This is a genomic window from Paracoccus sp. FO-3, assembly GCF_006386455.1.
Taxonomy (GTDB): domain Bacteria; phylum Pseudomonadota; class Alphaproteobacteria; order Rhodobacterales; family Rhodobacteraceae; genus Paracoccus; species Paracoccus versutus.
The window spans coordinates 1-813 of sequence record NZ_VCBQ01000289.1; the positions used below are offsets into that span (position 1 = coordinate 1).

The 813-nt window shown below is 68.7% G+C and carries 1 pseudogene; it reads right to left on the reverse strand.

Annotated features, from left to right (window positions below):
• Positions 1-696 (reverse strand): annotated as a pseudogene (locus FE811_RS27035) (NAD(P)(+) transhydrogenase (Re/Si-specific) subunit alpha); the annotation flags it as partial.
• Positions 697-813: the final 117 nt, after the last annotated feature.

Sequence of the window (813 nt, forward strand, 5' to 3'; positions counted from 1 at the left end):
TTCGCGGAACTTCTCGAGCTGCTTTTCGCGGAACTCGGGGGACGAGGGCGCGGCATAGCCGCCGGTGGCGGCCCCGTCCTGGACCTGGTCCTGGAAGTCCAGGTAGACGAATTCCGCGCCCATGGATTCGATCTGCTCGGCCACCTCGGGGCGCACGTCGAAGGCATGGACCTGCGCGCCCAGGCTGACCGCCGCGCCGATGGCGGCAAGCCCGGCGACGCCGGCGCCCACCACCAGCACCTTGGCCGGCGNGGCCGCCTCGATCACCGCGCGGTAGCCGGCGATATTGGCCATCGAGCTGAGCGCGTCCATCTTTTGCGCGCGCGAGATGCGCGGCACCATGTCCATGGCGATGGCGGTGACGCCCTGTTCGCGCGCCAGCTCCAGGAGGTCCGGGTTCTGCGCCGGCCAGAAATGCGAGATCAGCGTCTGGCCGCGCCGCATCTGCCGCAGCTCGCCCTCGTTCGGCGGGCGGACCTTGACCACCACCTCGACCGCCCCGACCAGCGCCTGGGCATTCGGCGCGACCGCGACGCCGGCGGCCTGATAGGCGGCGTCGGAAAACCCCGCCCCCGCGCCCGCACCCGATTCCACAAAGACCTCATGGCCCAGCTTCCTCAGATGCGCGGCCGAGGACGGCGTCACTGCAACGCGCGCCTCCCTCTCGTGATTCTCTCTCAATGCGCCGATCTTCACCAGGCCACCTCCCTGCTGTTCCTTCGGATGACGAAGAGTTCCAGGCTTTCTCTTTTGTGTCCAAATATCCTCGGGGGTGAATTGCGGCTTCGCCGCAAGAGGGGGCGGACAGCCCCC